The following is a 22,379-nucleotide window of genomic DNA, read 5'->3' as shown; positions in this document are numbered from 1 at the left end:
TTCTTCCTTGTATTAGCTAAATCGAAACATCAAAAAGGGTTGCGTTACAGGTTGCGCAGTGCGCCGAAGGCGGCTGCAATCTTGTGCGCATCCTTCTGGCCCGGGGCACTCTCCACCCCGGAGTTGAAATCAAGGCCGAGGCAGCCCACTTGTGCCGCTTGCAGGGCGTTGTCGGGATTCAGGCCGCCCGCCAGCATCAACTTGGCTTTATCGAGATTTGCCAACAGGGCCCAGTCGAACGCCTGACCGGTGCCGCCGCTCTGGCTGCCTACTTTGGTATCCAGCAGCAGGCGATCCGCTGGGTAGTCGAGGGCGGGCAGCGGCTCGCCGCTTTCCTTGCCAAGAGAGACGCCTACGGCTTTCCAGATCTGGCAGCCAGTTGGTAGCAGTGGGCGCAGTTCCTCGATATAGGCAGCATCCTCATCCCCGTGCAGCTGGACAGCCGCCAAATGCAGCGCATCCACTGTCTTGGCAATGGTGGCGGGTTGGGCGTTGCGAAAAACCCCGACGTAAGAGAGCGGCGCACCCGCCATCACGGCGCGGGCGGCGGGGATGTCTACATAGCGCGGGCTTTTGGAAACAAAAATCAGGCCGCCAAACACCGCACCCGCCTGATGGGCGGCGGCGGCATCCTCGGCGCGGGTCAGGCCGCACACCTTGTTCTGGCCCAGAGTGAGCTTGCGCACTGCCGCCTCCAGATCCGGCTCGGCCATCAGGGATGAGCCCACCAGAAAGCCCTTGGCGTGGTGGCGCAGATCCGCCACCTGGGCGCGGTGATTGATGCCGGACTCGCTGATCACTACCCGATCGCTCGGGATATCTTTAGCCAGCTGTTTGGTGCGGGCAAGATCGACGCTCAAATCGCGCAGATCCCGGTTGTTGATGCCGATCACCGGTGCCCCCAGGGCGATGGCGCGGGTCAGCTCCTCCTCGTTGCTCACCTCGGTGAGCACACCCAGCCCCAGCTCCCTGGCGACCGCGAACAGGGCGCGATACCCCTCGTCGGTGAGCACCGAGAGCATCAGCAGGATGGCGTCCGCCTGATAGTGGCGGGCCAGATAGACCTGATAGGGGTCAATCATGAAATCCTTGCAGAGCACCGGCTGCGATACGCGGCTGCGCACCCGCGGCAAAAAGGCAAAATCCCCCTGAAAGAACTTCTCGTCGGTCAGCACCGAGATGGCGGTGGCGTATTTGCCATAGATGTCGGCGATGGCCTCCGGGCTGAAATCGTCGCGGATCAAGCCCTTGGAGGGGGAGGCCTTCTTGCACTCCAGAATAAAGCGGGTGGAGCCCGCCTTGAGCGCGCCGACGAAATCCCGATCGCTGGGGGTCAGCGTGCTCTGGAAGCTCTCCAGCGGCTGGGCCAGCTTGCGGGCGGCAACCCACTCCTGTTTGGCCGCCACGATTTTGCCGAGGATGGTCTGGCTGATGGAGGCCATGTTCAGAAAAGCATGGGGGGCAATAAGGTCTGACATCTCGTTATCCTTGCGAAACTGGCTCTTGCCCTGCGGGCGTTCTGAATGACTGCTGTGCGACATGGTGGCTGACATCATGCCTCCTGATGGCCCGCTTCCTGATGACTCAGGGTGGCCAGCCGAGCGGCGAGCTCCGCCGTCTTGCCGCTCGCCAGCACCGCCAGCACCTCGGCCGCCGCGCTCTTGAGATCTTTCGCCTTGCCCGCCATCAGCAGCAGCGGTGCCACATTGGCGGCGATGGCGGCGTTGTGGGCCGGGGTGCCACGCCCTTCCAGAATGGCGGCGGTGATGGCGCGGTTCTCTTCAGGCTCCCCCCCCTGAATGGCGCTGACCGGGTAGGTCTCGAGGCCAAAGTCAGCCGGGGTTAACAGAAACTCGCGGATCTCGCCGTCACGGATCTGGGCCACCTGGGTCGGGCCGTGGATGGCAATCTCGTCGAGCCCGGCGCCGTGCACCACCATACCGGTTTTCAGCCCCAGTGCCAGCAGGGTTTCGGCGATGGGGCGCACCAGCTCGGGGGCATAGACCCCCATCAGCTGATAGGTGGGGCGAGCGGGGTTGATAAGCGGCCCCAGCACGTTGAACAGGGTGCGGGTCTTGAGGGCCTGGCGAACCGGCATGGCGTGGCGCACCCCGGCGTGGTACTGGGGGGCGAACAGGAAGCAGATGCCGAGCTCGTCCAGGCAGCGGCGCGCCTGCGCCGGGCTCATATCGAGCTTGATGCCCATCTTGTCCAGCAGATCGCTCGAACCCGACTTGCTCGAGACCGAGCGGTTGCCGTGCTTGGCTACTTTCAGGCCGCAGGCAGCGGCGACCAGCGCCGAGGTGGTGGAGACGTTGATGGTGTTGAGGCCATCGCCACCGGTGCCGACGATGTCGCAGAACTCATAGTCCGGACGCGGGAAGTCGCGCGCTTCCGCCAAGAGGGCCTCGGCGGCGCCGGCGATCTCCTCCGGGGTCTCCCCCTTGATCTTGAGAGCGGTCAACAGACTGGCGAGCACGATGGGATCCACTTCGCCACGTACCACCTGGCCGAAGGCGTCGCGGGTACTTTCACGGCTCAGAGACTGACCCTGATAGAGGGTGTTGAGATGATGATGCATGTTGGTCTCCTTACCGCACACTGCTAACTGGACGGGTGATATGGGCGAGCGCCTGGGTCAACAGACGGGCCCCTTCCGAGGTCATGATGGATTCCGGGTGGAACTGGAAGCCCAGCACCCGCTCATCCTGTTGCTCGATGGCCATGGGCATGCCCTGATAGTGGGCAATCACCGTCAGCTCTTCCGGTACATAGGTGGCGACCAGCGAGTGGTAGCGGGCCACCGGCAGCGGGCTTTGCAGCCCCGCGAAGGCGCCGTGGCCGTTGTGCTCGATGAGCGAGCGCTTGCCGTGGACGATCTCGCCTGCCGCGCCGACTGTGCCGCCGTAGGCTTCGCACAGGGCCTGATGACCGAGGCAGATGCCGAGGATGGGCACCTGACCACGGGCCAGCTTGATCAGATCAATCAGACAACCCGCCTCGTGGGGGGCACCCGGCCCCGGCGAGAGCACCAGCACGGCGTCCCCTTCACAGGCGGCGATCTCGCTCATGATGCGGCTGGCCGGCAGGCTGTTGCGGTAGATCCGCACCGGATAGCCGAGGGAGCGGAACTGGTCGACGAGGTTGTAGGTAAACGAGTCGAAGTTGTCGAGCAGGAAGATATTAGTCATGGCTCACGTCCTTATGTTGCTCCTGCTGGGCGCTCAGGGCTTGCAGAGAGGTGCCATGGCTGGCGGCGATGGCAGCCAGCACGGCGGCCGCCTTGGCGCGGGTCTCGTCCGCTTCGGCTTGCGGCTTGGAGTCATAGACCACCCCGGCACCGGCCTGCACGTGGGCCACACCCTCTTTGACAAAGGCGGAACGAATGACGATGCAGGTATCCATCTCGCCGGCGCCGTTGATGTAGCCGACCGCGCCGCCGTAGCTGCCGCGGCGCTTGCCTTCCACCATGCGAATCAACTCGCTGGCGCGGATCTTGGGCGCGCCGGTGAGGGTGCCCATGTTCATGCAGGCCTGATAGGCGTGCAGGGCGTCAAGGTCGGCGCGCAAGGTGCCGACCACCTTGGAGACCAGGTGCATCACGTGGCTGTAGCGATCCACTTTCAGCAGCTCCTTGACGTAACGGGTACCGGGCTCCGAGATGCGGGCGATGTCGTTGCGACCCAGATCCACCAGCATCAGGTGTTCGGCCACCTCTTTCTCGTCCTGACGCAGTTCCAGCTCGATGCGGCCGTCGAGATCTCGGTTGATGCTGCCATCGGGGTTGAAGCCGCGGCGGCGGGTACCGGCGATGGGGTACATCTCCACGTCGCGGCTGGTGGCGCAGAATTTCACCGCGCTCTCCGGCGAGGCGCCAAACAGGGTGAAGCCCTCGTCCTGCACATAGAACATGTAGGGGCTGGGGTTGGTCTGCTTGAGGCGGCGATAGGCGGCGATGGGGCTGGGGCAGGGCAGGGAGAAGCAGCGTGACGGCACCACCTGGAAGATGTCGCCACGGCGGATAAAGCCCTTGAGCTTCTCCACCTCGGCGCAGAACTGCTTGTCGCTCTTGTCCACGCTCATGCCGCCGACGAGGGGCGGGGTGGCCGGTGCCTGCGCGGGGGCTTGCTGGCAGGCGTGTTTGAACTGGGCGAGGCGCTCGCTCAGGCGGTGGTATCTGTCTTCCACCCGGCTCTCGTCGCTGTCACCGCCAAAGATGCAGGCGAGCAGCGCAGTGGAGCGCGCGATATGGTCGATGGTGATCAGGGTCTCGGCCACGTAGAAGCAGTAGTCGGGGCAGTCGTTGCTCCCCTGTGGCACTTCGGGCAGATCTTCAAAGGAGGCGATGAGGTCGTAGGCGAAGCTGCCGGCCATAAAGAGCGCCTCTTTGCCCAGCTGGCAATCGAGCTCCCGCTGCAGGGTGCGCAGCACGTCCAGCACGCTGCTCCCCTTGAGGCGGCTGTCTTCGTCCTGCTCCCGATCAGAAGCCGGGAAGTCGAGCTGCAGCTCGCCGGCCACCAGGCTCTGGGCAACGGCGGCCGGCAGGCGCTCGGCCAGCAGGCTCTGCAGCTGGGAGCCGTTGTCGTTCAGGCTGCGCACCCGCACGGTGCGGCCCCGGCACTCGATGCGCAGGCTGGCGTCCACCAGCAGCAGACTCTGTTTGCCGGCCTTGGAGTCGATCTCCACCGATTCAAGCAGCAGGTTGTTGGGGCGACCCTGGCAGAGCTCGCTGTAGAGCGCCAGCGGGTCGGCCACGTAGGGGGCGTTGAGGGTGAGGGTATCGAATTCACCCAGAGGAAGGCGATGGCTGGCTGTCATAGTGCGTTCCCTTGCGTGTGATGTTGTTTACCGATGTTCATGACGTTGAATTCCTTGAAAATTTAATGGGTCTGGGGTGGCTGGTTCAGGGGCGCCATCGCCAGGTCAGCTTGCTTGTCTGAATTCTCGGTTTCATCACAGGTCCATTTGCCGGATAATAAAAAAGCCCGCTGGGGTCAGCGGGCTTTTTCTTTGGGTTCTTTATTTGCTGTCAGATTTACAGGTACAGCAACGACCACACGCCCGCATGTCAGGGAGTGTGCCACCACCAGATGGTCAGGATGGAAGTCGTTTGCATGATAAAGTCCTGTAAAAAGATGTTTGCAATGAAGTGCCTACAGAAAACGATAAAGCCGCGGCCAAGTCAAGTCGCTTTTTAGCCTTCTTTCACCGAATGTGTACCCATGGTGACCTGACCACGAGAGCGGAATAATCTGATGAGATTCGATCTACACTGCCATACCACGGCCTCGGATGGGGTGCTGAGCCCCGCCGAACTGGTGCGCCGCGCCGCCGAAAAACAGGTCGAGGTGTTAGCGGTTACTGACCACGATACCCTTGCCGGGCTTGATGAGGTGCGCCGCACCATCGAGAATGAGCAACTGCCGCTGCGGCTGGTGAGCGGGGTCGAGATCTCCACCGGCTGGGAGCATCACGAGATCCATATCGTGGCGCTGGGGGTGGATGAAAAAAATGTGGCGCTCACCGATTTTTTGGTTGGCCAACAGGCTCGTCGCGAAGCGCGCGCCCAGGAAATAGGGCGTCGTCTGGAGAAGTGTCTCATTCCCGGCACCTATGAAGAGGCCAAGCAGCTGGCCGGTGATGCGGCCGTGACCCGGGCCCACTTTGCCCGGGTGCTGGTGGCGCGCGGGGTGGCCGACAACATGCAGAAGGTATTCAAAAAGTACCTGAGCCGGGGCAACAAGGGCTATGTGCCGGCCGAGTGGCCCGAGATGGGCGAGGCGATCGACGCCATTCACGGCGCCGGTGGCCTGGCGGTGCTGGCCCACCCGAGCCGCTACGATCTCACCGCCAAGTGGATCAAGCGGCTGCTGGTGGCCTTCAAGGCGGCAGGCGGCGATGCCATGGAGGTCTCTCTGCCCCAGCAGAGCCCGCAGGAGCGAGCGAATCTCGGCCAGTGGGCCAAAGAGCACGACCTCTATATCTCGGTGGGGTCGGATTTTCACTTCCCCTCCAACTGGACCGAACTGGGTCGCCACCTCTGGTTGCCCAAGGAGGGGATGCCGGTATGGTTGGCGTATCCCGGTCACTTCGGGCTGAACGCCGAGCAGCACGCCACCCTGCTGGCCAGCCGTTGAAGGGCGCCAACAGGCGCCAAACAGAGTAAGGTAGTGTCGTGAAGCCCGGCTTCGCGGCCATCAAGCGGGCAGAGATTGCTGCCCCCATTGCGAGAACGAGTCATGAGTCAGCACTTTTACGTACACCCGGAAAATCCCCAGGCCCGTCTGATCAGCCAGGCGGTGCAGATCATCCAGAATGGCGGCGTCATCGTCTATCCCACCGATTCGGGTTATGCGCTGGGTTGCCAGATGGGTGACAAGGGCGCGCTGGAGCGCATCTGCCGCATCCGCCGCATCGATCCCAACCACGACTTCACCCTGGTGTGCCGCGATCTCTCCGAGATCTCCACCTACGCCAAGGTGGACAACAGTGCGTTTCGCCTGATCAAGAACAACACCCCCGGCCCCTACACCTTCATCTTCAAGGCCACCAAGGAGGTGCCGCGCCGCCTGATGAACGAGAAGAAGAAGAGCATCGGCATCCGGGTACCGGACAACAAGATTGCCCAGGCGCTGCTGGAGGCCCTCGGCGAGCCGCTGCTCTCCACCACCCTGATCCTGCCGGAATCTGACATGGCGGAGTTTGACCCGGAGGAGATCTTCGACAAGCTGGGCAAACAGCTGGATCTGGTGGTCAACGGCGGTTATCTGGGCGAGCAGCCCACTACCGTGGTGGACTTCTCCGACGACGAACCCGTGCTGCGTCGGCGCGGTGCCGGGGATCCGACCCCGTTTGAGTGATACGGTCGAACCGGTCGCCATGACGGCCGCCCAGCCGCCCGCCGGAGCTGGCGAGGGGGCACCGTCGGCGCTATCTCCCATCGCCCGGGTGCTGGGGCAGCCCTACCACGAGCTGCCCCAGGACCTGTTCATCCCGCCCGATGCGCTGGAGGTGTTTCTCGATACCTTCGAGGGGCCGCTTGATCTGTTGCTCTACCTCATCCGGCGCCAGCAGCTCGACATCCTCAACCTGCCGATCCTGCAGATCACCGCCCAGTACATGGAGTACGTGGAGCTGATGCAGGGCCTCAATCTGGAGCTGGCGGCCGAGTACCTGCTGATGGCGGCCTGGCTGGCGGAGATCAAATCCCGCATGCTGCTGCCCAAGGCGCCGGAGCTGGAGGACGAAGAGGAGGGGGAAGACCCCCGTGTCACCCTCATCCGCCGGCTGCAGGAGTACGAGCGCTACAAGGTGGGGGCGGAGCGGGTCAACGAGCTGCCGCGACTGGAGCGGGAGATCTTTGTCGCCAGCGCCATGGCGCCGGATTTTGGCGATCTCAAGCCATTGACGCCCGATGTTTCGCTGGTTGAGCTCGCCCTTTACATGCAAAGTGTGGTAAAACGCGCGACTCATTTTGAACATCACCAGATCCGCCGCGAGCAGATCCCGACCCGGGTGCGCATGGCGGAGATCCTCGCCATGCTCTCGCTGGGCCAGACCCTGCGCCTGGAGCAGGTGCTGCGCGCCGAAGAGGGGCGCATGGGGGTACTGGTGACGTTTCTGGCGCTGCTGGAGCTGTGCAAGGAGCAGCTGATCTGGATCCTGCAGGCGGAACCCCTGGGGCCCATTCACTTTGCCCTGGCCGGCCAGCATGAGGAGAGCGAGCGTGGCGCTGCCCACTGAATGGCTGCGGCCGATAATGCGAGGAGCGAACCATGGCGCTGCCGGCTGAACGACTCAAGACGCTGATCGAAGCGGCGCTGTTCGTTGCCGGGCGCCCGCTCAACGTCAGCGAGCTCAAGAGCAGCGTGCTGGCGGACTACCCGGTCACCAGCCGCTACGTGCAGCTGTTGCTGGCGGAGCTCAAACAGGATTACAGCGAGCGGGGAGTGGAGCTCAAGGAGGTCGCCTCCGGCTGGCGCTTTCAGGCCCGCCAGGAGTACGCCGAGGAGCTCTCGCGGCTCTGGAGCGAGCGGGCCCCGCGCTATTCGCGCGCCGTGATGGAGACGCTGACGTTGATCGCCTATCGTCAGCCCATCACCCGGGCCGAGATCGAAGCCATCCGTGGGGTGGCGGTCTCGAGCCAGATAGTGAATACCCTGAAAGAACGTGGCTGGGTGCGCAGCATAGGTCACAAGGAGGTGGTGGGTCGCCCGGAGCTGCTCGCCACCACCCGAGAATTTCTGGATTATTTTAATCTGCAGAGTCTGGAGCAGCTCCCCGAGCTTGATCCCGAACTGCAACCCTCGTTGTCCACTCTGACGTTGGCAGAGACGGGCAGCGATCAACAATCAGGTAACCCCGATGAGTGAAAAACTGCAAAAAGTGTTGGCCCGCGCGGGTCACGGCTCCCGTCGTGAGATGGAGGCCCTGATCACCGCAGGTCGGGTCAGTGTGGATGGCAAGGTCGCCACACTGGGGGATCGCGTCGAAGTGAACGCCGTGATCCGGGTGGATGGTCACCAGGTCAAGACCCGCGCCGCAGAGGAAGTGATCTGCCGCGTGCTGGCTTACCACAAGCCGGAAGGGGAGATGTGTACCCGTCACGATCCGGAAGGTCGCCCCACCGTGTTTGATCGTCTGCCCAAGATGGAAGGGGCCCGCTGGATCGCGGTCGGCCGCCTCGACGTCAACACCTCAGGTCTGTTGCTGTTCACCACCGACGGCGAGCTGGCCAACCGGCTGATGCACCCGAGCCATGAAGTGGAGCGGGAATACGCGGTGCGCGTGTTTGGCGAGATCACCGAAGCCATGCTGCAGCGCCTGCGCAAGGGCGTGCAGCTGGAAGACGGCATGGCCAAGTTCAACAAGATCAAGCCGGCCGGCGGTGAGGGTCTGAACCAGTGGTTCAACGTTACCCTGACCGAGGGTCGCAACCGTGAAGTGCGCCGCCTGTGGGAATCCCAGGAAGTGCAGGTGAGCCGCCTGATGCGTATTCGCTACGGCGACGTCAAGCTGGATCGCGGCATCCCGCGCGGCGGCTGGCAGGAGCTCAAACTGCCCGAGGTGAACTACCTGCGCGGCCTGGTCAACCTGCCGCCGGAGACCGAGTCCAAGGTCGATCTGCAGCAGGATGGCAAGGCCAGCCGCCACAAGCAGGCCGCCCAGATCCGTCGCGCCGTCAAGCGTCACAAGGAGATGCAGGGCAAGGAGCCGCGCGCCCGCGCCACTACCGCCCGTCGCAAGCCGCAAGCCTCGACCCGCAACTCCGGCACCGGCAGCAAGTAAGCGCCCAGTCGCACTGTAAAAGGCCCGCCTCTTCGGCGGGCCTTTTCGTTGGCGCCTGCTGCGTCCGTTATTGTTCAATGAGCAAGATTGCTGAATTAATGGGGCCAGGCAGGCGGCTGGTGGAGGCCGGGGTGGTTGCCCGGCGGGGGCGGGCTTGTTAGCCTTCCGGCACTGACACAGGAGATAATAATGAGCAAGGTACTTGATGAGCTGCTGGCGTTGCTGGCGCTCGAAAAAATCGAGGAGGGCCTGTTTCGGGGCCAGAGCCAGGATCTCGGTCTGCGGGCCGTGTTTGGTGGACAGGTAATGGGGCAGGCCTTGTCAGCCGCCAAGCAGACGGTGGCCAGCGATCGCCAGGTGCACAGCTTCCACTCCTACTTCCTGCGCCCCGGCGATGCCAACCGTCCCATCGTCTACGACGTGGAGAACATCCGCGACGGCCAGACCGTCTCCACCCGTCGGGTCAAGGCCATTCAGGGCGGCAAGCCCATCTTCTATCTCAACGCCTCCTTCCAGGTCGAGGCGAACGGCTTTGAACACCAGATCGCCATGCCGGCGGGGGTCACGCCCCCCGAGCAGCTCAAGAGCGAACTGGAGCTGGTGCGCCCCTACGAGCAGCAGATCCCGCCCGCCCTGCGCGACAAGATCATGTGCGAGAAGCCCATCGAAATTCGCCCGGTGACCCTGGTCGACCCGATCCGCCCCGACGTGCACGAGCCGGTGCGCCACGTCTGGTTCAAGGCCAATGGCCAGATGCCGGACGATCAGCGGGTGCACAAATACCTGCTGGCCTACGCCTCCGACTTCCACTTCCTGTTCACCGCCCTGCAACCCCACGGGGTGTCGTACTGGGAGCCGGACATGCAGGTGGCCACCATCGACCACTCCATGTGGTTCCACCGGGATTTCCGGCTGGACGACTGGCTGCTCTACGTGGTGGACAGCCCGAGCGCCAGCGCCGGTCGTGGCCTGGTGCGTGGCCAGTTTTTCACCCGCGATGGGGTGCTGGTGGCGAGCACAGCGCAGGAGGGGGTGATCCGCCGCCGGGGCAGTAACCCATGAGCAGGCAACATGGCCGAAGAGGAACGCCATGATAGTGTCTGACCTGCGCAGTTTTGCGCAGGTCAGACTTTGGGGCTTTACCCCGACTACCCAAACGGCAGAGGAGAAACATCATGATCATACCCATCCTGCGCAGCTTCGATGAAGGCAAGTTGCGCGCTTTCTACCTCGATTACCTGGGATTTCTCATCGACTGGGAACACAGGTTTGGCCCGGGTATGCCGCTCTACCTGCAGGTCTCACGGGGAGACTGGATCATCCACCTCTCCGAGCATCACGGGGATGCCTGCCCGGGGGCGGCCCTGCGGCTCTCGACCGACAAGCTCGATGCATTGCTGGCCGAGTGGCGGGCGAAGGGTTATGCCTATGCGAACCCCGCCATTGAGACCATGCCCTGGGGCTGCCGCGAGCTACAGGTCCGGGATCCCTTCGGTAACCGGCTGGTGTTTACCGAGCCGCTGCCGCCGGAAGAAAACGCCTAATAAAAAGACGGGAGCCGATGGCTCCCGTTTTTTTATCTGCTTGCACTATCAGGCCGCGTCTTGCTCGGCGCTGAGGGCTGGTTCGCCGCTCTGGGCGAAACGGTCGGCCCACAGGGCGATGACGCCGTCGCCGGTGACGTTGCAGGCGGTACCGAAGCTGTCCTGGGCCAGGTAGAGGGCGATCATCAGGGCGATGGAGGCCTCACCGAACCCCAGCATGGAGGTGAGCAGGCCCAGTGCGGACATGACGCCACCACCCGGGGCACCCGGGGCGGCAATCATGATGACACCCAGCATCATGATGAAGGGCAGCATGGTGCCGATGCCAGGAATGGCCAGATGCTCGGAGAGGAACATCACTGCGGTGGCACAGGTCACCAGGGTGATGGTGGAGCCACACAGGTGAATGGTGGCGCACAGCGGCACGGTGAAGTTGGCGATGCCGGCGCTCACGCCGTTGTTCTTGCTGGCCTGCAGGGCGACCGGGATGGTGGCGGCGCTGGACATGGTGCCAAGGGCGGTGAAGTAGGCCGGCAGCATGTTCTTGATGAGCTGGGCCGGGGAGCGGCCCAAGGCCAGACCGGTGCCAACGAACAGCACGGAGAGCCAGAGCCAGTGCATGATGATGGCCATCACCAGCACCACGCCAAAGGTCTTCAGGGTGGCAAACACGGTGCCTTCTACCGTCATCTCGACGAAGACGCCGGCGATGTAGAACGGCAGCAGCGGGATGATCACCTTGGCCAGCAGGCGGTCGATAATGTCGCGGCCCTGATCGGCGACCCGGTGCAGATCGGTGGCCTGGGTGGCGCTGATGCCGATGCCGAACACGAAGGCGGCGGCCAGTGCCGACATCACCCCGAACAGCGGCGGGATCTCCAGATTGATGTAGGAGGTGAGCTTGATGGCGCTCTCGGCGGTGGACTCGGCGGCGCTGGTCAGACGCGGGATCAGGTTGCTGGCCACGGTAAAGGCGAACAGGCCGGCCAGTATGGTGGAGCAGTAGGAGAGGGCGACCGTCTTGCCCAGCAGCTTGCCGGAGTTCTTCGGCAGGCTGGCGATGCCGCTCATGATGAAGAAGAGGATGATGAGCGGAATGGTGAAGGTGATCAGCTGACCTATGACTGTCTTGGCCGTAAACAGCACGCGTGCGACCCATTCGGGGGCGTAGAGACCGAGCAAGAGACCGGCGAGGATGCCGGCAACCAGTTTGAGGACAAGTTTCATAAGTAAATCCAGGTGTTAGTGTCTGATTTGTTATTTAATTTTGATTTTAATGCCGCTTTTTAACACAAAATCCGCATCATGTCTGTCTTAGGTGCGTTAATGTCGAGTTAAATATTGTTAAATGTGATCGTGGTGGTGATAGCCACTGACCAGGTGAGCGCGAAGTGCTGCGGGTGATTAATTTGGTGCGGCCCTTCAGCTGCGAAGCAGCAGGGCGTGCAGCCAGCGGCCATCCGTCTGCTCGCTCTCCCAGCACTGCTGCAGTTGCAGCGGCAGCGGGGCTATGAGCCGGCGCAGGTCCTCCTCATCGAGTCGGGAGAGGCGATCTTCGGCTAAGGGAGAGGCGGCTTCAGGCGTGCCGTCGCTGGAGGCCGGCTGGCCACTGGGGTGGGGAAAGGCGCAGTAGAGCGGCCCGGCAGGCTTGAGCAGGCCAGCCAGGTGCGCCAGCGCGTTGCTGAGCTCGCTGGCCGCGAGCAGCGGCAATGCCCCGCGCGCCCAGATGCCGTCATAGGGCACCACGCTGCGCAGCTGATCGATGCGGCAGACCCGCACCGGCTGACCGCTGCGCCGCGACGCTACTCTGGCCTGCGCCAGGCGGGCATCGAAGGCCGTCACCACCAGCCCCTGCTGGCGAAAGAAGCAGAGATCGTCGCCTTCGCCGCAGCCCGCCTCCAGCAGATGGGCACCACAATGGAGCAAGGCCAGAAACTGCTGACGCGCGACGGACAGTGGGTCGGCTGAGGGGGTGGCAAGGGACATCGGCGGGCAATGGGGAGACGAACGGGACATGGCGGGCACTTTTTCGGGGACGCTACTCTGTTTCGGGGGCGTGACTATAGCAAATTTGAGTCAATTTGGCGCCGGGGCGCCAAAGGAAGGGGAGGGAACTGGGGAGTGTCTGCGCCGGCCGATGGACCTGTGTTGAGCGGCTGTGAGTCAGGTGCGGCGGGTGGCCGGGCCGCCGGACTGGGCGATCAGGGCGAACAGGTTGTCCAGCACAAAGTCGGCCTCCTGGCGCAAGTCGATGCGATCCGGGAAGTGCAGCCAGTTGATGATGTAGCCATCCAGGGTGCAGTGCAGCAGGGTGGCGGCCCGCTGCAGATCCAGCTCCTGCGGCAGCTGGCCGAGGCGCACCGCATTGCCCAGGGTAATCTCCAGATCCCGGAAGAAGTTGTTGGACTGGCTGCGCATGTGCTCGCGCAGTGAGATGGCTTCTCCCTCCAGCGACTCCAGGTTGAACAGTATGGTGAACATCTGCTGATGGGCGGGCTCGGTGCTTATCTTGATGATCACCCCCTTGAGGAAGCTGCGCAGCTTGCCGAGGGGGTCAGGCTCCTGCTCGGAGACGCAGGCATCGAGCTGGTGGGAGAGGGGCTGACAGAGCTCCTCCCAGAGGGAGACGAACAGCTCTTCCTTGTTCTTGAAATGCCAGTAAATGGCGCCCCGGGTCAGCTCGGCGGCCCTGGCGATGTCGGTCAGGCTGGTCTTGGCCAGGCCTTGTGAGCAGAACAGATCCAGGGCCGTACTCATGATGTGGCAGCGGGTCTGCTGCGCCTCTTCTTTGGTTCTTCTGGCCATCTCTCTGCGCACCTTGTAAAAGTAAAAAAAGTCACTTACATACATTTATGAATGTATGTATATTGCCTCATCTTTCCAATTTTACCAACCGGGTCCTATAAACCCTGTGGTTTTTCATTGATAGACAGAGGCTCAGGTTTTTCATGCATAAACATATTCTCGCACGTTCAGTCGGCCTTGCGCTGCTGGCGAGCGGTCTGCTGACCGCTTGCGGCGAACAGGGCCCCGCCCAGCAAGGACCCGGTGCGATGCCGCCGGCCGCGGTGGATGTCGTCACCCTGCACACGGCGCCGTTGCAGCTCACCACCGAGCTGACTGGCCGCAGCGCCCCGCTGCGGGTCGCCGAGGTGCGCCCCCAGGTGAGCGGCATCATTCTCAAGCGCCTCTTTACCGAGGGCAGCGACGTCAAGGCCGGTCAGCTGCTCTACCAGATCGACCCCGCCGTCTATCAGGCTGCGGTGGCCAGTGCCAAGGCCAACCTGGCCAAGGCGCAGGCCAACGAGCAGAGCGCCCGCCTCAAGGCCAAGCGCTATGCCGAGCTGGTGAAGGTGAAGGCCATCAGCAGCCAGGAGTATGACGACGCCGACGCGGCTTGGAAGCAGCAGCTGGCCGAAATCGGTGCCGCCAAGGCGGCGCTGCAAACCGCCAATATCAACCTGGCCTACACCCGCATCACGGCCCCCATCAGCGGCCGCATCGGCAAGTCCGCGGTGACCGAGGGGGCGCTGGTGACGGCCCAGCAGGCCGACAGCCTCACCTCCATCCAGCAGCTCGATCCCATGTATGTGGACGTGCGCCAGTCCACCGCCGATCTGCTGCGCCTCAAGCGCCAGGTGGCGGCCGGCAAGCTGACCCAGGACGAGCAAAAAGGCGCCCGGGTGAGCTTCCAGCTGGAAGATGGCTCCACCTACGGTGAAGAGGGCTCACTGCAGTTCTCCGATGTGACCGTGGATGAGACCACCGGCATGGTGACCCTGCGGGTGATCGTCCCCAACCCTCATCAGCTGCTGCTGCCGGGTATGTTCATGCGTGCCACCCTGCAGGAGGGCGAGCGCGCCGAAGGGCTGTTGGTGCCGCAGACCGCGGTGACCCGTACCCCGAAAGGCGGTGCCACCGTGATGGTGGTGACGGCGGACAACAAGGTGGAGCTGCGTGAAGTGCAGCTGGGCCGCATCGTCGGCAGTGACTGGGTGGTGGAATCCGGTCTCAAGGCGGGTGAGCGGGTGATCGTCGCCGGCCTGCAAAAGGTAAAACCCGGGGTTGTCGTGGCGCCGGCTGAACAGGGCGCCGCTGCGCCGTCTGCCCAGGCGCCGGCCAATGCCCCGGTCAACAAGTAGGATGGAGTAGTCGCCTCATGGCACGATTTTTCATAGACAGACCCATTTTCGCCTGGGTGATCGCCCTGGTGATCATGCTGGCGGGCAGCCTGGCCATCATAGGCCTGCCGGTTGCCCAGTATCCGAGCATTGCGCCGCCCGCCGTGGGCATCTCCGCCAGCTACCCGGGGGCCTCCGCCAAGACGGTGGAAGATTCGGTGACCCAGATCATCGAGCAGAACATGACCGGGCTGGATCACCTGCTCTACATGTCCTCCCAGTCGGACTCCTCCGGCCGGGTGTCGGTCACCCTCACCTTCCAGCCGGGAACCGACCCCGACATCGCCCAGGTACAGGTGCAGAACAAGCTGCAGCAAGCCATGTCGCTGTTGCCGCAAGAGGTGCAGCAGCAGGGGATCCGGGTCCAGAAGACCTCCAGCAGCTTCCTGATGGTGGCCGCCTTCATCTCCAAAGATGGCGCCATGACCAACGATGACCTGGCTGACTATGTGGTGGCCAACATCAAGGAGCCGCTCAGCCGTCTGGACGGGGTAGGGGACATCACCTTGTTCGGCAGCCAGTACTCCATGCGGGTCTGGCTCGATCCCAACAAGCTCAACCGGGTGCAGATGACCCCGGGGGATGTGCAGACCGCCATCAAGGCGCAAAACACCCAGGTAGCCTTCGGCAAGCTGGGGGGCACCCCGGCGGTGACCGATCAGCAGTTCACCGCCACCATCATGGGGCAGACCCGGCTCTCCACCGTGGCGCAGTTCAACGACATCCTGCTGCGGGTGAACCAGGACGGTTCCAAGGTACGGCTCAAAGACGTGGCCCGGGTCGAGCTGGCCGGTGAAAGCTACGATGCCGAGGCGCTCTACAATGGGCAACCCACCGCGGCGGTGGCCATCAAGCTGGCGACCGGTGCCAACGCGCTGGATACCGCCGAGAAGGTGCGTGGCAAGCTGGGCGAGCTCTCCGCCTACTTCCCGGCCAACATGGAGATCGTCTACCCGTACGACACCACGCCGTTCGTGAAGATCTCCATCGAGGAGGTGGTGCAGACCCTGGTGGAGGCGATCTTCCTGGTGTTCTGCGTGATGTATCTGTTCCTGCAGAACTTCCGCGCCACCCTGATCCCGACCATCGCCGTGCCCGTGGTGTTGCTGGGGACCTTCGGCGTCATGGCGGCGTTCGGCTTCTCCATCAACACCCTGACCATGTTCGGTCTGGTGCTGGCCATCGGCCTGCTGGTGGATGACGCCATCGTGGTGGTGGAGAACGTGGAGCGCCTGATGAGCGAGGAGGATCTCTCTCCGCTCGAGGCGACCCGCAAGTCGATGACCCAGATCACCGGCGCCCTGGTGGGGATCGCCCTGGTGCTCTCGGCGGTGTTCGTGCCGATGGCCTTCTTCGGCGGCTCCACCGGTGCCATCTATCGCCAGTTCTCCCTCACCATCGTTTCGGCCATGGTGCTGTCGGTGCTGGTGGCGCTGATCCTGACCCCGGCCCTGTGCGCCACCCTGCTCAAGCCCATCAAGCATGGCGAGTTCGGTGCCAAGCGCGGTTTCTTCGGCTGGTTCAACCGGGCCTTCGACGCCAGCGCCAACCGCTACCAGAGCGGGGTGCGCAAGGTGGTCAAGCAAGGGGTCCGCTACGGCATCATCTATGCCGCCATGCTGGCGGTACTGGCCATCCTGTTCATGCGCATGCCCACCTCCTTCCTGCCGGAAGAGGATCAGGGGGTCATCATGTCCATGGTGCAACTGCCGGTCGGGGCGACCAAGCAGCGCACCGAGGTGGTGCTGGCCGACATGCGCGACTACTTCATGAAGAACGAGAAGGATAACGTCGACTCCGTGCTGACGGTGGCGGGCTTCAGCTTTGCCGGTAGCGGTCAGAACAGCGGCATGGCCTTCATCAAGCTGAAAGACTGGAAAGAGCGCAACACGCCGGATCGCAGCGCCAATGCCATCATCGGCCGCGCTATGGGCTACCTGTTCAGCATCAAGGAAGCCCAGGTGTTCGCCTTCAACCTGCCTCCGATCCCGGAGCTCGGGACGGCCACCGGCTTTGACTTCTATCTGCAGGATCGGGCCGGCGTGGGCCACGACAAGCTGATGGCGGCGCGCAACCAGCTGCTCGGCATGGCAGCGCAGGATCCCAACCTGGTGCGGGTGCGCCCGAACGGGATGGAAGACACCCCCCAGCTCGACATCAAGATCGACTACGAGAAGGCGCTGGCGCAGGGGCTCTCCATCAGCGACATCAACAGCACGCTCTCCAGTGCCTGGGGTTCTGCCTATGTGAACGACTTTGTCGACAGAGGCAGGGTCAAGAAGGTCTACCTGCAGGCGGATGCCCCCTTCCGGATGAACCCGGAAGATCTCAAGCTCTGGTACGTGCGCAACAGCGCCGGTCAAATGGTGCCCTTCTCCGCCTTTGCCAGCACCGACTGGAGCTTCGGCTCGCCACGGCTGGAACGTTACAACGGCGTGCCGGCGATGGAGATCGTTGGGGAGGCGGCACCGGGCAAGAGTACCGGTGACGCCATGGCCGCCATCGAGCAGATGGTGAAGCTGCTGCCGGAAGGCATCGGCATCGAGTGGACCGGTCTCTCCTATCAGGAGCGGCAGGCGGGCTCTCAGGCGCCGGCCCTCTACGCCATCTCGCTGCTGGTGGTGTTCCTCTGTCTGGCCGCCCTCTACGAGAGCTGGAGCATTCCGTTCTCGGTGATGCTGGTGGTACCGCTCGGAGTGCTGGGAGCCATTGTGGCCGCCACCCTGCGTGGGCTGGAGAACGATGTCTACTTCCAGGTGGGCCTGCTCACCACCATAGGGCTGTCGGCCAAGAACGCGATTCTGATCGTGGAATTTGCCAAAGAGCTCTATGACAGGGGCATGGGGCTGAGCGAAGCCGTGGTGGAGGCGGCGCGCCTGCGTCTGCGTCCGATCCTGATGACCTCGCTCGCCTTCATCCTCGGCGTATTGCCGCTGGTGATCAGTACCGGCGCCGGCGCCAGCAGCCGAAACGCCATCGGTACCGGCGTGATGGGGGGGATGATCAGTGCCACCGTGCTGGCCATCTTCTTTGTGCCGCTGTTCTTCGTGCTGGTGATGCGCTATTTCACCAAGCACAGCACCAAGCAAGCGCGTCTGGCCCATGCCGAGGAGATCAAACATGACTAAGACCCTGATCGCCTTGAGCGTTACTCTTCTGTTGGGGGGCTGTTCCATGGCCCCCGATTACCAGCGCCCCGAGCTGCCACAAGGCGCCACCTGGCAGAGCAACCCGGCAGGGGAGGCGGCCGTCTCCTCCTGGCGCCAGCAGTTCCTCGATCCCGCCCTGCAGCAGTTGATCGCCACGGCTCTCGAGAACAACCGGGATCTGCGCATCGCGGCCCTCAACGTGGAGGCCTACGAGGCCAGATACCGGATCCAGCGGGCGGCACAGCTGCCGACCCTGGCTGCCAATGGCTCGGGTACCCGCCAGCAGGGATCGGACGATCTCAGCAGCACGGGGCAGGGCACCATCAGCAGCCAGTACGGCGCCAACATCGGCATCACCGCCTACGAGCTGGACCTGTTCGGCCGGATCCAGAGTCTGAAAGATCAGGCGCTGGAGACCTATCTGGCGCAAATCGAGACCCAGCGCAGCACCCAGATCGCGCTGGTGGCCTCGGTGGCCAACGCCTATCTCACCCTGCTGGCGGATCAGGAACTGCTGGCGCTGAGCGAGGCGACCCTGGCCACCGAGCAGGAGAGCTATGGTCTGACCGAGCACAAGTACCGGCTGGGGGCCGCCTCCGAGATGGAGCTGGCTCAGGGCCGTACCGCGCTGGAGAACGCCAAGGTGAGCCTGGCCCAGTATCAACGGCAGGTGAAACAGGACAGAAATGGCCTGGCGCTGCTGCTCGGGACTGGTGTCCCCGCGCTGATGACCGAGCCGGCGACCCTGGCCGAGGTGCAGCTGGCGGCCATCCCGGTGGGTGCCCCTTCCAGCCTGCTGCAACAGCGCCCGGACATCCTGGCGGCCGAGCACAGCCTGAAGGCGGCCAATGCCAATATCGGCGCCGCCCGTGCGGCCTTCTTCCCGACCATCTCGCTGACCGCGACGGCGGGCACCGCCAGCAATCAGTTGAGCGGGTTGTTTGACGGTGGCACCGGTACCTGGACCTTCATGCCGCAGATCAATCTGCCGATCTTTGACGGCGGCAAGCGCATCGCGGATCTGGATGTGGCCGAGGTGAGCACCAAACAGGCGGTGGCGAGCTACGAGAAGAGCATCCAGACCGCCTTCAAGGAAGTGGCAGATACACTCGGCGCCCAGGCTGACTATCAGCAGCAACTGCAGGCCCAGCAGGAGTTGGTGAAGGCGAGTCAGACCTACTTCAAGCTGGCGGAGGTACGCTACGAGAAGGGGGTGGACAGTTATCTCACCCGGCTCGATGCCCAACGCTCGCTGTTCAGCGCCAAACAAGGGCTGATCACTACCCGTCTGGCGCAGCTCAGCAACCAGGTCGCGCTCTACAAGGCCGTCGGCGGTGGCTGGCAAGCTGCCGATGGCGAGGGTGGCAAAGGAAAAAGCTGACAGTAGCCACACTTTCCTCCTTGCGTTATCTTACCGTCACAGGGCGAACCATCAGGTTCGCCCTGTTTGTTTGCTGCAAAAACATATACATATGAAGCTCAAGTGACATAATACGTCGTGCAGACAGAGTTGTGATCGGTATCAGACTCTGGTGGAAGAGCTGAATTTTTACGTGTGCGGCGGGGGGCAATTGTAAGAAAGTGTTACGTGTCTCCATCCGGATTGGCAAAAAGTGGCGGTCTTGTGAGCGCGCTCCGTACTAATGCGTCGCTTGTCACTATTTTTACTTTTGAATCCGGCTGGTAACGACCTTTTTGGCCTCAAAGGAGGCTTTGTTGGTGGTTGGCAGATCATCTCCTTCTGCTGGAAGAGCAGAGAACCGCTACGGGAGAGGGCGTAAATCGCTTACTTCAGGAAGGGTTGTTATGGCTGTTCAAGCGGCCAGGAAAGGCGCTAAAATCCGGACTTTGCCCTTGGGGCATGGCAACGATTGACGGCGGTTTTTTTGTAAACTGGCATGTTCAATGTGCAAGAGAAATCGCACTTTTGTCATCAGGGAGCGGTGACAGAATTTTCCCAAGCTGGAGGGCGCTATGGCCAACAGCACACACAATCCGGTCAAAAGCAGCAATCTGGGGGCTGTAACCCAGGGGCGGTAGCTATTGTCTTTTTCGTGGTTGGTGTCAGAAATCCGCCATTTGAGCGAGCATTTTCACCACTATGAACAATGGTAACTGGTTCAAAAAGAACCGAATTTCTATTACTTTTCAAGAGCATAACTATGAAGATTCTTGTCACTGGTGGCGCAGGCTTTATCGGCTCGGCGGTTGTTCGTCATATCATTCGGGATACCAACGATTCAGTTATCAACCTCGATAAACTCACCTATGCGGGCAACCTGGAATCCTTGGCCAGTGTCGCAAACAGTGAACGTTATGCCTTTGAGCAGGTGGATATCTGCAACCGCGCCGAACTGGATCGGGTGTTTGCCCAGCATCAACCGGACGCCGTGATGCACCTGGCGGCCGAGAGCCACGTCGATCGCTCCATCACAGGCCCTGCCGACTTCATCGAGACCAATATTGTCGGCACCTACATGCTGCTGGAGGCGGCTCGCGCCTACTGGAACGGTCTGGACGAGGTACGCAAGGCGGCCTTCCGCTTCCACCACATCTCCACCGACGAGGTATATGGCGACCTGCCCCATCCGGATGAAGTCGCCCCCGGTGTGGTACTGCCGCTCTTTACCGAAATCACCCCCTATGCCCCCAGCAGCCCCTATTCTGCCTCCAAGGCCTCCAGTGACCATCTGGTGCGCGCCTGGCGCCGTACTTACGGCCTACCGACCATCGTCACCAACTGTTCCAACAACTACGGCCCGTTCCACTTCCCCGAGAAGCTGATCCCGCTGGTCATCCTCAATGCGCTGGATGGCAAGCCGCTGCCTGTCTATGGCAAGGGCGACCAGATCCGTGACTGGCTCTATGTGGAAGATCATGCCCGCGCGCTCTACAAGGTGGTGACCACGGGCTTGATCGGGGAGACCTACAACATTGGCGGTCATAACGAGAAACAGAATCTGGAGGTGGTGCATACAGTGTGTGATCTGCTTGACGAGATGGTGCCCAAGGCTGGCTCTTATCGCGATCAGATCACCTACGTCGCCGACCGCCCCGGTCACGACCGCCGCTATGCCATTGATGCCAGCAAGATGAGCACCGAGCTCGCCTGGCAACCGCAAGAGACCTTTGAATCAGGTATCCGCAAGACAGTGCAGTGGTATCTGGATAACCAGCAGTGGGTCAACAACGTCAAGAGCGGGTCCTATCAATCCTGGATCGAGCAAAACTACGGGGAGCGTGCCTGATGCATATTCTGCTGTTTGGCAAGAATGGTCAGGTTGGCTGGGAACTGCAACGCTCGCTCGCCCCATTGGGCCGGGTCACTGCCGTCGATTTTGACTCGACCGACTATTGTGGCGACTTCAGCAATCCGGCCGGTGTGGCTGAAACGGTGCGCTTGGTCAAACCCGATGTCGTTGTGAACGCGGCTGCCCACACGGCAGTCGACAAGGCGGAGAGCGAGCGGGAGTTTGCCGAGCTGCTCAACGCCACCAGCGTGGCCGCTATCGCCAAAGAAGCGGAGGCATTGGGGGCCTGGTTGGTACACTACTCCACGGACTATGTGTTCGATGGCACTGGTGAGCGCCCCTGGCTGGAAACCGATGCGACCGCACCGCTCAACGTCTACGGCGAGACCAAGCTGGCGGGTGAGCAGGCTGCGGCCCTGTGCTCGCGCCACCTGATCTTCCGTACCAGCTGGGTCTACGCTGCCCGCGGCGCCAATTTTGCCAAGACCATGTTGCGTTTTGGCAAGGAGCGCAGCGAAATGTCGGTCATCAATGACCAGTTTGGCGCCCCGACCGGTGCCGAGTTGCTGGCCGATTGCACCGCCCATGCACTCCGCGTGGCGCAGCGCAAACCCGAGGTCGCCGGGCTGTATCATCTGATTGCCTCCGGCACCACCACCTGGTTTGACTACGCCCAGCTGGTGTTTGCCAACGCCAGAGAGGCCGGTGTTGAACTGGCGGTCACGCAACTCAATGCCGTGCCGACCAGCGTCTTCCCGACCCCGGCCAAACGCCCTCATAACTCCCGCCTGGATACCAGCAAATTCCAGCGCACCTTCGATCTGGTGCTGCCGGACTGGACCGTCGGCGTGGAGCGGATGTTGACCGAGATCCTGGGCAAATAAATCACTGGCCAGGGATGTGTTGAACGCGTCCATGGCTGGTAGGGATAAAACAGAAAGGAGTGGTGTCAAGCCACCCTCTCTT

At 62.6% G+C, this 22,379-nt stretch carries 19 protein-coding genes; 12 read left to right on the top strand and 7 right to left on the bottom strand.

What is annotated here, in order from left to right; genetic code table 11:
• Nucleotides 1-44: 44 nt before the first annotated feature.
• The 4 genes from trpCF to ACB033_RS05520 are packed head-to-tail and all read right to left on the bottom strand — an operon-like array spanning nucleotide 45 to nucleotide 4,818.
• Nucleotides 45-1,553, bottom strand: a complete 1,509-nt coding sequence (trpCF, locus tag ACB033_RS05535) for a bifunctional indole-3-glycerol-phosphate synthase TrpC/phosphoribosylanthranilate isomerase TrpF (RefSeq protein WP_162519926.1) — start codon at nucleotides 1,551-1,553, stop codon at nucleotides 45-47.
• A complete protein-coding gene (gene trpD / locus ACB033_RS05530) occupies nucleotides 1,553-2,581 on the bottom strand; it encodes an anthranilate phosphoribosyltransferase (protein ID WP_010633416.1) in 1,029 nt (342 codons plus the stop codon). The genes trpCF and trpD overlap by 1 nt, the downstream gene beginning before the upstream one ends.
• 10 nt (nucleotides 2,582-2,591) lie before the next feature.
• The gene (locus ACB033_RS05525) at nucleotides 2,592-3,191 is read right to left on the bottom strand and encodes an aminodeoxychorismate/anthranilate synthase component II (protein WP_099359685.1); all 600 of its coding nucleotides are present in this window, start codon (nucleotides 3,189-3,191) and stop codon (nucleotides 2,592-2,594) included.
• The gene (locus ACB033_RS05520; RefSeq protein ID WP_139725899.1) at nucleotides 3,184-4,818 is read right to left on the bottom strand and encodes an anthranilate synthase component 1; all 1,635 of its coding nucleotides are present in this window, start codon (nucleotides 4,816-4,818) and stop codon (nucleotides 3,184-3,186) included. Before ACB033_RS05520 ends, ACB033_RS05525 begins: the two co-directional genes overlap by 8 nt.
• A gap of 437 nt (nucleotides 4,819-5,255) precedes the next feature.
• Between ACB033_RS05520 and ACB033_RS05515 the strand changes: the two genes are divergently transcribed.
• The 7 genes from ACB033_RS05515 to ACB033_RS05485 all read left to right on the top strand — a co-directional run bounded on the left by ACB033_RS05515 (nucleotide 5,256) and on the right by ACB033_RS05485 (nucleotide 10,832).
• On the top strand, nucleotides 5,256-6,137 hold the full coding sequence (locus ACB033_RS05515; protein WP_139725898.1) for a PHP domain-containing protein: 882 nt from the start codon (nucleotides 5,256-5,258) through the stop codon (nucleotides 6,135-6,137).
• A gap of 102 nt (nucleotides 6,138-6,239) precedes the next feature.
• Nucleotides 6,240-6,860: an L-threonylcarbamoyladenylate synthase gene (locus tag ACB033_RS05510; protein WP_005302891.1), complete on the top strand. Its 621-nt coding sequence runs from the start codon at nucleotides 6,240-6,242 to the stop codon at nucleotides 6,858-6,860.
• Nucleotides 6,853-7,743: a ScpA family protein gene (locus ACB033_RS05505; RefSeq protein ID WP_371140394.1), complete on the top strand. Its 891-nt coding sequence runs from the start codon at nucleotides 6,853-6,855 to the stop codon at nucleotides 7,741-7,743. The genes ACB033_RS05510 and ACB033_RS05505 overlap by 8 nt, the downstream gene beginning before the upstream one ends.
• Before the next feature lie 32 nt (nucleotides 7,744-7,775).
• On the top strand, nucleotides 7,776-8,372 hold the full coding sequence (gene scpB, locus ACB033_RS05500) for an SMC-Scp complex subunit ScpB (protein WP_017780785.1): 597 nt from the start codon (nucleotides 7,776-7,778) through the stop codon (nucleotides 8,370-8,372).
• Nucleotides 8,365-9,288 carry a 23S rRNA pseudouridine(2605) synthase RluB gene (gene rluB, locus ACB033_RS05495; RefSeq protein WP_005302885.1) on the top strand — a complete coding sequence of 308 codons (924 nt, stop codon included), beginning with the start codon at nucleotides 8,365-8,367 and terminating at the stop codon, nucleotides 9,286-9,288. The genes scpB and rluB overlap by 8 nt, the downstream gene beginning before the upstream one ends.
• A gap of 189 nt (nucleotides 9,289-9,477) precedes the next feature.
• A complete protein-coding gene (gene tesB / locus ACB033_RS05490; RefSeq protein ID WP_139725897.1) occupies nucleotides 9,478-10,350 on the top strand; it encodes an acyl-CoA thioesterase II in 873 nt (290 codons plus the stop codon).
• 113 nt (nucleotides 10,351-10,463) lie between these two features.
• Complete coding sequence (locus ACB033_RS05485; RefSeq protein ID WP_043169768.1) at nucleotides 10,464-10,832, top strand: glyoxalase superfamily protein; 369 nt, start codon at nucleotides 10,464-10,466, stop codon at nucleotides 10,830-10,832.
• A gap of 48 nt (nucleotides 10,833-10,880) precedes the next feature.
• Here the strand turns inward: ACB033_RS05485 and ACB033_RS05480 are convergent, their stop codons facing one another.
• The 3 genes from ACB033_RS05480 to ACB033_RS05470 all read right to left on the bottom strand — a co-directional run bounded on the left by ACB033_RS05480 (nucleotide 10,881) and on the right by ACB033_RS05470 (nucleotide 13,637).
• Nucleotides 10,881-12,059 carry a dicarboxylate/amino acid:cation symporter gene (locus tag ACB033_RS05480; protein WP_139725896.1) on the bottom strand — a complete coding sequence of 393 codons (1,179 nt, stop codon included), beginning with the start codon at nucleotides 12,057-12,059 and terminating at the stop codon, nucleotides 10,881-10,883.
• 195 nt (nucleotides 12,060-12,254) lie between these two features.
• On the bottom strand, nucleotides 12,255-12,758 hold the full coding sequence (locus ACB033_RS05475; protein WP_193557976.1) for a class I SAM-dependent methyltransferase: 504 nt from the start codon (nucleotides 12,756-12,758) through the stop codon (nucleotides 12,255-12,257).
• A gap of 237 nt (nucleotides 12,759-12,995) precedes the next feature.
• Nucleotides 12,996-13,637, bottom strand: a complete 642-nt coding sequence (locus ACB033_RS05470) for a TetR family transcriptional regulator (protein WP_029305789.1) — start codon at nucleotides 13,635-13,637, stop codon at nucleotides 12,996-12,998.
• 143 nt (nucleotides 13,638-13,780) lie between these two features.
• On the opposite strand from ACB033_RS05470, the gene ACB033_RS05465 reads away from it, so the two are divergent.
• The 5 genes from ACB033_RS05465 (at nucleotide 13,781) to rfbD (ending at nucleotide 22,297) form a co-directional block, all read left to right on the top strand.
• Complete coding sequence (locus tag ACB033_RS05465) at nucleotides 13,781-14,974, top strand: efflux RND transporter periplasmic adaptor subunit (protein ID WP_139432862.1); 1,194 nt, start codon at nucleotides 13,781-13,783, stop codon at nucleotides 14,972-14,974.
• A 17-nt stretch (nucleotides 14,975-14,991) separates the two neighbouring features.
• Entirely contained in the window at nucleotides 14,992-18,141 is a 3,150-nt protein-coding gene (locus ACB033_RS05460) for an efflux RND transporter permease subunit (RefSeq protein WP_139725895.1), read from the top strand.
• Entirely contained in the window at nucleotides 18,134-19,543 is a 1,410-nt protein-coding gene (locus tag ACB033_RS05455; protein ID WP_139725894.1) for an efflux transporter outer membrane subunit, read from the top strand. Before ACB033_RS05460 ends, ACB033_RS05455 begins: the two co-directional genes overlap by 8 nt.
• Before the next feature lie 781 nt (nucleotides 19,544-20,324).
• A complete protein-coding gene (gene rfbB / locus ACB033_RS05450) occupies nucleotides 20,325-21,410 on the top strand; it encodes a dTDP-glucose 4,6-dehydratase (RefSeq protein ID WP_139725893.1) in 1,086 nt (361 codons plus the stop codon).
• Nucleotides 21,410-22,297: a dTDP-4-dehydrorhamnose reductase gene (rfbD, locus tag ACB033_RS05445; RefSeq protein ID WP_139725892.1), complete on the top strand. Its 888-nt coding sequence runs from the start codon at nucleotides 21,410-21,412 to the stop codon at nucleotides 22,295-22,297. Before rfbB ends, rfbD begins: the two co-directional genes overlap by 1 nt.
• Nucleotides 22,298-22,379: the final 82 nt, after the last annotated feature.

It is taken from the genome of Aeromonas sp. S15(2024) (assembly GCF_041402265.1).
Classification (GTDB): Bacteria; Pseudomonadota; Gammaproteobacteria; order Enterobacterales; family Aeromonadaceae; genus Aeromonas; species Aeromonas dhakensis.
This window is presented reverse-complemented; position numbering and strand designations above follow the sequence as displayed.

Excerpts from the sequence above, each read along its gene's own strand:
- trpCF (WP_162519926.1), bottom strand. The coding sequence starts at position 1,553 with ATGTCAGCCACCATGTCGCACAGCAGTCATTCAGAACGCCCGCAGGGC.
- trpD (WP_010633416.1), bottom strand. The coding sequence starts at position 2,581 with ATGCATCATCATCTCAACACCCTCTATCAGGGTCAGTCTCTGAGCCGT.
- ACB033_RS05525 (WP_099359685.1), bottom strand. The coding sequence starts at position 3,191 with ATGACTAATATCTTCCTGCTCGACAACTTCGACTCGTTTACCTACAAC.
- ACB033_RS05520 (WP_139725899.1), bottom strand. The coding sequence starts at position 4,818 with ATGACAGCCAGCCATCGCCTTCCTCTGGGTGAATTCGATACCCTCACC.
- ACB033_RS05515 (WP_139725898.1), top strand. The coding sequence starts at position 5,256 with ATGAGATTCGATCTACACTGCCATACCACGGCCTCGGATGGGGTGCTG.
- ACB033_RS05510 (WP_005302891.1), top strand. The coding sequence starts at position 6,240 with ATGAGTCAGCACTTTTACGTACACCCGGAAAATCCCCAGGCCCGTCTG.
- scpB (WP_017780785.1), top strand. The coding sequence starts at position 7,776 with ATGGCGCTGCCGGCTGAACGACTCAAGACGCTGATCGAAGCGGCGCTG.
- rluB (WP_005302885.1), top strand. The coding sequence starts at position 8,365 with ATGAGTGAAAAACTGCAAAAAGTGTTGGCCCGCGCGGGTCACGGCTCC.
- tesB (WP_139725897.1), top strand. The coding sequence starts at position 9,478 with ATGAGCAAGGTACTTGATGAGCTGCTGGCGTTGCTGGCGCTCGAAAAA.
- ACB033_RS05485 (WP_043169768.1), top strand. The coding sequence starts at position 10,464 with ATGATCATACCCATCCTGCGCAGCTTCGATGAAGGCAAGTTGCGCGCT.
- ACB033_RS05480 (WP_139725896.1), bottom strand. The coding sequence starts at position 12,059 with ATGAAACTTGTCCTCAAACTGGTTGCCGGCATCCTCGCCGGTCTCTTG.
- ACB033_RS05470 (WP_029305789.1), bottom strand. The coding sequence starts at position 13,637 with ATGGCCAGAAGAACCAAAGAAGAGGCGCAGCAGACCCGCTGCCACATC.
- ACB033_RS05465 (WP_139432862.1), top strand. The coding sequence starts at position 13,781 with ATGCATAAACATATTCTCGCACGTTCAGTCGGCCTTGCGCTGCTGGCG.
- ACB033_RS05460 (WP_139725895.1), top strand. The coding sequence starts at position 14,992 with ATGGCACGATTTTTCATAGACAGACCCATTTTCGCCTGGGTGATCGCC.
- ACB033_RS05455 (WP_139725894.1), top strand. The coding sequence starts at position 18,134 with ATGACTAAGACCCTGATCGCCTTGAGCGTTACTCTTCTGTTGGGGGGC.
- rfbB (WP_139725893.1), top strand. The coding sequence starts at position 20,325 with ATGAAGATTCTTGTCACTGGTGGCGCAGGCTTTATCGGCTCGGCGGTT.
- rfbD (WP_139725892.1), top strand. The coding sequence starts at position 21,410 with ATGCATATTCTGCTGTTTGGCAAGAATGGTCAGGTTGGCTGGGAACTG.